Here is a 5,861-nt window from a genome sequence, read left to right on the forward strand (position 1 = left end):
GGCTGTGTGCCGTCCAAGATCATGATCCGCGCCGCCCACATCGCCCATCTGCGCCGGGAAAGCCCGTTCGATGGCGGTATTGCGGCAACTGTGCCTACGATTGACCGCAGTAAGCTGCTGGCCCAGCAGCAGGCCCGCGTCGACGAACTGCGGCACGCCAAGTACGAAGGCATCCTGGGCGGTAATCCGGCCATCACCGTTGTGCACGGTGAGGCGCGCTTCAAGGACGACCAGAGCCTTACCGTCCGTTTGAACGAGGGTGGCGAGCGCGTCGTGATGTTCGACCGCTGCCTGGTCGCCACGGGTGCCAGCCCGGCGGTCCCGCCGATTCCGGGCTTGAAAGAGTCACCCTACTGGACTTCCACCGAGGCCCTGGCGAGCGACACCATTCCCGAACGCCTTGCCGTAATCGGCTCGTCGGTGGTGGCGCTGGAGCTGGCGCAAGCCTTTGCCCGGCTGGGCAGCAAGGTCACGGTCCTGGCGCGCAATACCTTGTTCTTCCGTGAAGACCCGGCCATCGGCGAGGCGGTGACAGCCGCTTTCCGTGCCGAGGGCATCGAGGTGCTGGAGCACACGCAAGCCAGCCAGGTCGCCCATATGGACGGTGAATTCGTGCTGACCACCACGCACGGTGAATTGCGCGCCGACAAACTGCTGGTTGCCACCGGTCGGACACCGAACACGCGCAGCCTCGCGCTGGACGCAGCGGGGGTCACTGTCAATGCGCAAGGTGCCATCGTCATCGACCAAGGCATGCGCACGAGCAACCCGAACATCTACGCGGCCGGCGACTGCACCGACCAGCCGCAGTTCGTCTATGTGGCGGCAGCGGCCGGCACCCGTGCCGCGATCAACATGACCGGCGGCGATGCGGCGCTCGACCTGACCGCAATGCCGGCCGTGGTGTTCACCGATCCGCAAGTGGCGACCGTGGGCTACAGCGAGGCGGAAGCCCACCACGACGGGATCGAGACCGACAGCCGCACCTTGACCTTGGACAACGTGCCGCGTGCGCTCGCCAACTTCGACACACGCGGCTTCATCAAGTTGGTTATCGAGGAAGGCAGCCATCGGCTGATCGGCGTACAGGCGGTCGCGCCGGAAGCGGGTGAACTGATCCAGACGGCGGCTCTGGCCATTCGCAACCGCATGACGGTGCAGGAACTGGCCGACCAGTTGTTCCCCTACCTGACGATGGTCGAGGGGTTGAAGCTCGCGGCGCAGACCTTCAACAAGGATGTGAAGCAGCTTTCCTGCTGCGCCGGGTGAGAAAAAGGAGGTGTTCAATGAACGCCTACACGGTGTCCCGGCTGGCTCTTGATGCCGGGGTGAGCGTGCATATCGTGCGCGACTACCTGCTGCGCGGATTGCTGCGCCCGGTGGCGTGCACACCAGGCGGCTACGGCTTGTTCGATGACGCCGCCTTGCAACGGCTGTGCTTCGTGCGGGCGGCCTTCGAGGCGGGCATCGGCCTGGACGCGCTGGCGCGGCTGTGCCGGGCGCTGGATGCGGCGGACGGCGACGAAGCGGCCGCGCAGCTTGCCCTGCTGCGTCAGTTCGTCGAGCGTCGGCGCGAAGCGTTGGCCGATCTGGAAGTGCAGTTGGCCACCCTGCCGACCGAGCCGGCACAGCACGCGGAGAGTCTGCCATGAACAGCCCCGAGCGCTTGCCGTCCGAGACGCACAAACCGATCACCGGCTACCTGTGGGGCGGACTGGCTGTGCTGACTTGCCCCTGCCACCTGCCCATCCTCGCTGTCGTGCTGGCCGGCACAACCGCCGGTGCTTTCCTCGGCGAGCATTGGGTCATCGCGGCGCTCGGTTTGACCGGCCTGTTCCTTCTGTCCCTGTCGCGGGCGTTGCGGGCATTCAGGGAAAGAGAATGAGCGCTTTCCGGCCGGATGGATGGACGACGCCGGAACTGGCCCAAGCGGTCGAGCGCGGGCAGCTTGAACTGCACTACCAGCCCGTCGTCGATCTGCGCAGTGGTGGGATTGTCGGCGCGGAAGCCCTGTTGCGCTGGCGTCATCCGACGCTTGGACTATTGCCACCGGGACAGTTCCTGCCCGTGGTCGAATCGTCCGGCCTGATGCCTGAAATCGGCGCTTGGGTGCTGGGCGAAGCCTGCCGCCAGATGCGTGACTGGCGAATGCTGGCATGGCGACCGTTCCGGCTGGCCGTCAATGTTTCGGCGAGCCAAGTGGGACCGGACTTCGACGGGTGGGTAAAGGGCGTGCTGGCTGATGCCGAGTTGCCCGCCGAGTATCTCGAAATCGAGCTGACCGAATCGGTCGCGTTTGGTGATCCGGCGATCTTCCCCGCCCTGGACGCCTTGCGGCAGATCGGTGTGCGCTTCGCCGCCGATGACTTCGGGACGGGGTATTCCTGTCTGCAACATCTGAAGTGCTGCCCAATCAGCACGCTCAAGATCGACCAATCGTTTGTCGCCGGGCTCGCCAACGACCGCCGCGACCAAACCATCGTGCACACCGTGATTCAGCTTGCGCACGGGCTGGGCATGGATGTGGTGGCTGAAGGCGTGGAAACATCGGCGAGTCTTGATCTATTGCGACAAGCGGACTGCGACACAGGACAAGGCTTCCTGTTCGCGAAGCCAATGCCGGCGGCGGCATTCGCCGTCTTCGTCAGTCAATGGAGGGGTGCCACCATGAATGCAAGTGACTCGACCACCACCAGTTGCTGCGTGTGCTGCAAGGAAATCCCGCTCGATGCCGCCTTCACCCCGGAAGGCGCGGAATACGTCGAGCACTTCTGCGGGTTGGAGTGTTATCAACGCTTCGAAGCGCGTGCCAAGACAGGGAACGAAACCGATGCCGATCCGAACGCCTGCGACTCGCTACCGTCAGATTGAGGCATACCCTAACTTGGCGTCAGACCATCCGGCGCTAAATCGTCAGAATAGAGTTGCCTTCCGAATTGATTGACATACGCCGTCAAGGGTCATAGATTTCTTCCTGACACATTTCCCTCAGGAGGATACCTTGCACGGTCAGCGCATCGGTTACGTCCGCGTCAGCAGCTTCGACCAGAACCCAGAACGGCAGCTCGAACAGATCCAGGTGGATAAAGTGTTCACCGACAAGGCGTCGGGCAAGGACACACGGCGGCCCGAACTGGAACGGCTGCTCGCCTTCGTGCGCGAAGGCGACACGGTCGTGGTGCACAGCATGGATCGTCTGGCGCGCAACCTCGACGACCTGCGCCGCCTGGTGCAGGGCCTCACCCAGCGCGGCGTACGCATCGAGTTCCTTAAGGAGCATTTGACCTTCACCGGCGAGGACTCGCCGATGGCGAACCTGATGCTGTCGGTAATGGGCGCGTTCGCCGAGTTCGAACGCGCCTTGATCCGCGAGCGGCAGCGCGAGGGCATCGCGCTCGCCAAGCAGCGCGGGGCCTACCGTGGCAGGAAGAAATCCCTGTCGTCTGAGCGTATTGCCGAACTGCGCCAACGTGTCGAGGCTGGCGAGCAAAAGACCAAGCTGGCTCGTGAATTCGGAATCAGTCGCGAAACCCTGTATCAATACTTGAGAACGGATCAGTAAATATGCCACGTCGTTCAATCCTGTCCGCCGCCGAGCGCGAAAGCCTGCTGGCGTTGCCGGACACCAAGGATGAGTTGATCCGTCACTACACGTTCAGCGAAACCGACCTCTCCATCATCCGGCAGCGGCGCGGCCCGGCCAACCGGCTGGGCTTCGCCGTGCAGCTCTGTTACCTGCGCTTTCCTGGTGTCATCCTGGGCGTCGATGAGCCGCCGTTTCCGCCCTTGTTGAAACTGGTCGCCGACCAGCTCAAGGTCAGCGTCGAAAGCTGGGACGAATACGGGCAGCGGGAGCAGACCCGGCGCGAGCACCTGGTCGAACTGCAAACGGTGTTCGGCTTCCAGCCCTTTACCATGGGCCACTACCGGCAGGCCGTCCAGTTGCTGACCGAGATGGCCTTGCAGACCGACAAGGGCATCGTGCTGGCCAGCACCTTGATCGAGCACCTGCGGCAGCAGTCGGTCATTCTGCCTGCCCTCAACGCCGTCGAGCGGGCGAGCGCCGAAGCAATCACCCGCGCCAACCGGCGCATCTACGATGCCTTGGCCGAACCGCTGTCGGACGCGCATCGCCGCCGCCTCGACGATCTGCTCAAGCGTCGGGACAACGGCAAAACGACCTGGCTGGCCTGGCTGCGCCAATCGCCCGTCAAACCGAATTCGCGGCACATGCTGGAACACATCGAACGCCTCAAAGCGTGGCAGGCGCTCGACCTGCCTTCTGGCATCGAGCGGTCGGTGCACCAGAACCGCCTGCTCAAGATCGCCCGTGAGGGTGGCCAGATGACGCCCGCCGACCTGGCCAAGTTCGAGGCGCAGCGACGCTATGCCACCCTGGTGGCGCTTGCCATCGAGGGCATGGCCACCGTCACCGACGAAATCATCGACCTGCACGACCGCATCCTGGGCAAGCTGTTCAACGCCGCCAAGAACAAGCATCAGCAGCAATTCCAGGCGTCCGGCAAGGCGATCAACGCCAAGGTGCGGCTGTTCGGCCGCATCGGCCAGGCGCTGATCGAGGCCAAGCAGGCGGGCCGCGATCCGTTCGCCGCCATCGAGGCCGTCATGTCCTGGGATGCCTTCGCCGAGAGCGTCACCGAAGCGCAGAAGCTTGCGCAGCCCGAGGACTTCGATTTCCTGCACCGCATCGGCGAAAGCTACGCCACGCTGCGCCGCTACGCGCCGGAATTCCTTGCCGTGCTCAAGCTGCGGGCCGCTCCCGCCGCGAAGGACGTGCTCGACGCCATCGAGGTGCTGCGCGGCATGAACAGCGACAACGCCCGCAAGGTGCCCGCCGACGCGCCGACCGAGTTCATCAAGCCGCGCTGGCAGAAGCTGGTCATGACCGACACCGGCATCGACCGGCGCTACTACGAACTGTGCGCGCTGTCGGAGATGAAGAACGCGTTGCGTTCCGGCGACATCTGGGTGCAGGGGTCGCGCCAGTTCAAGGACTTCGAGGACTACCTGGTGCCGCCCGCGAAATTCGCCAGCCTCAAGCAGGCCAGCGAATTGCCGCTGGCCGTGGCCACCGACTGCAACCGGTACCTGAACGACCGGCTGACGCTGCTGGAAACACAGCTTGCCACCGTCAACCGTATGGCGACGGCCAACGAGCTGCCGGACGCCATCATCACCGAGTCAGGCTTGAAGATCACGCCGCTCGACGCGGCGGTACCCGACACCGCCCAAGCGCTGATCGACCAGACGGCAATGATCCTGCCGCACGTCAAGATCACCGAACTGCTGCTGGAGGTGGACGAATGGACGGGCTTCACTCGGCATTTCGCGCATCTGAAATCGGGCGACCCGGCCAAAGACAAGAACCTGTTGCTGACCACGATCCTCGCCGACGCGATCAACCTGGGCCTGACCAAGATGGCGGAGTCTTGCCCCGGCACGACCTACGCCAAGCTGGCTTGGCTGCAAGCCTGGCACATCCGCGACGAAACCTACGGGGCGGCGCTGGCCGATCTGGTCAACGCACAGTTCCGCCATCCCTTCGCCGAGCACTGGGGCGACGGCACCACCTCATCGTCGGACGGCCAGAACTTCCGCACCGGCAGCAAGGCCGAGAGCACCGGCCACATCAACCCGAAATACGGGAGCAGCCCAGGGCGGACGTTCTACACCCACATTTCTGACCAGTACGCGCCATTTCACACCAAGGTCGTGAACGTCGGCGTGCGCGATTCGACCTACGTGCTCGACGGCCTGCTGTACCACGAGTCCGACTTGCGGATCGAGGAGCATTACACCGACACGGCGGGCTTCACCGATCACGTCTTCGCCCTGATGCA

The 5,861-nt window shown here is 64.1% G+C and carries 6 protein-coding genes; all 6 read left to right on the plus strand.

Going from position 1 to position 5,861, the window contains the following annotated elements; all coding sequences use genetic code 11:
- Window positions 1–1,269: mercury(II) reductase (gene merA / locus HMPREF2924_RS10605; RefSeq protein ID WP_256567947.1), on the plus strand; the 1,269-nt coding region annotated here is incomplete at its 5' end.
- A gap of 17 nt (window positions 1,270–1,286) precedes the next feature.
- Window positions 1,287–1,652 (plus strand): mercury resistance co-regulator MerD, encoded by a 366-nt coding sequence (gene merD / locus HMPREF2924_RS10610; RefSeq protein ID WP_000995360.1) that lies wholly within the window; start codon window positions 1,287–1,289, stop codon window positions 1,650–1,652.
- Complete coding sequence (gene merE / locus HMPREF2924_RS10615; protein WP_070700474.1) at window positions 1,649–1,885, plus strand: broad-spectrum mercury transporter MerE; 237 nt, start codon at window positions 1,649–1,651, stop codon at window positions 1,883–1,885. Before merD ends, merE begins: the two co-directional genes overlap by 4 nt.
- Window positions 1,882–2,871: a DUF3330 domain-containing protein gene (locus tag HMPREF2924_RS10620; RefSeq protein WP_003132006.1), complete on the plus strand. Its 990-nt coding sequence runs from the start codon at window positions 1,882–1,884 to the stop codon at window positions 2,869–2,871. The genes merE and HMPREF2924_RS10620 overlap by 4 nt, the downstream gene beginning before the upstream one ends.
- A 130-nt stretch (window positions 2,872–3,001) precedes the next feature.
- Window positions 3,002–3,562 carry a recombinase family protein gene (locus HMPREF2924_RS10625; RefSeq protein WP_003124096.1) on the plus strand — a complete coding sequence of 187 codons (561 nt, stop codon included), beginning with the start codon at window positions 3,002–3,004 and terminating at the stop codon, window positions 3,560–3,562.
- A 2-nt stretch (window positions 3,563–3,564) separates the two neighbouring features.
- Window positions 3,565–5,861: Tn3 family transposase (locus HMPREF2924_RS10630; RefSeq protein WP_070700480.1), on the plus strand; the 2,297-nt coding region annotated here is incomplete at its 3' end.

The organism is Pseudomonas sp. HMSC063H08, from assembly GCF_001813645.1.
GTDB classification, from domain to species: domain Bacteria; phylum Pseudomonadota; class Gammaproteobacteria; order Pseudomonadales; family Pseudomonadaceae; genus Pseudomonas; species Pseudomonas aeruginosa.

Excerpts from the sequence above, each read along its gene's own strand:
- merD (WP_000995360.1), top strand. The coding sequence starts at position 1,287 with ATGAACGCCTACACGGTGTCCCGGCTGGCTCTTGATGCCGGGGTGAGC.
- merE (WP_070700474.1), top strand. The coding sequence starts at position 1,649 with ATGAACAGCCCCGAGCGCTTGCCGTCCGAGACGCACAAACCGATCACC.
- HMPREF2924_RS10620 (WP_003132006.1), top strand. The coding sequence starts at position 1,882 with ATGAGCGCTTTCCGGCCGGATGGATGGACGACGCCGGAACTGGCCCAA.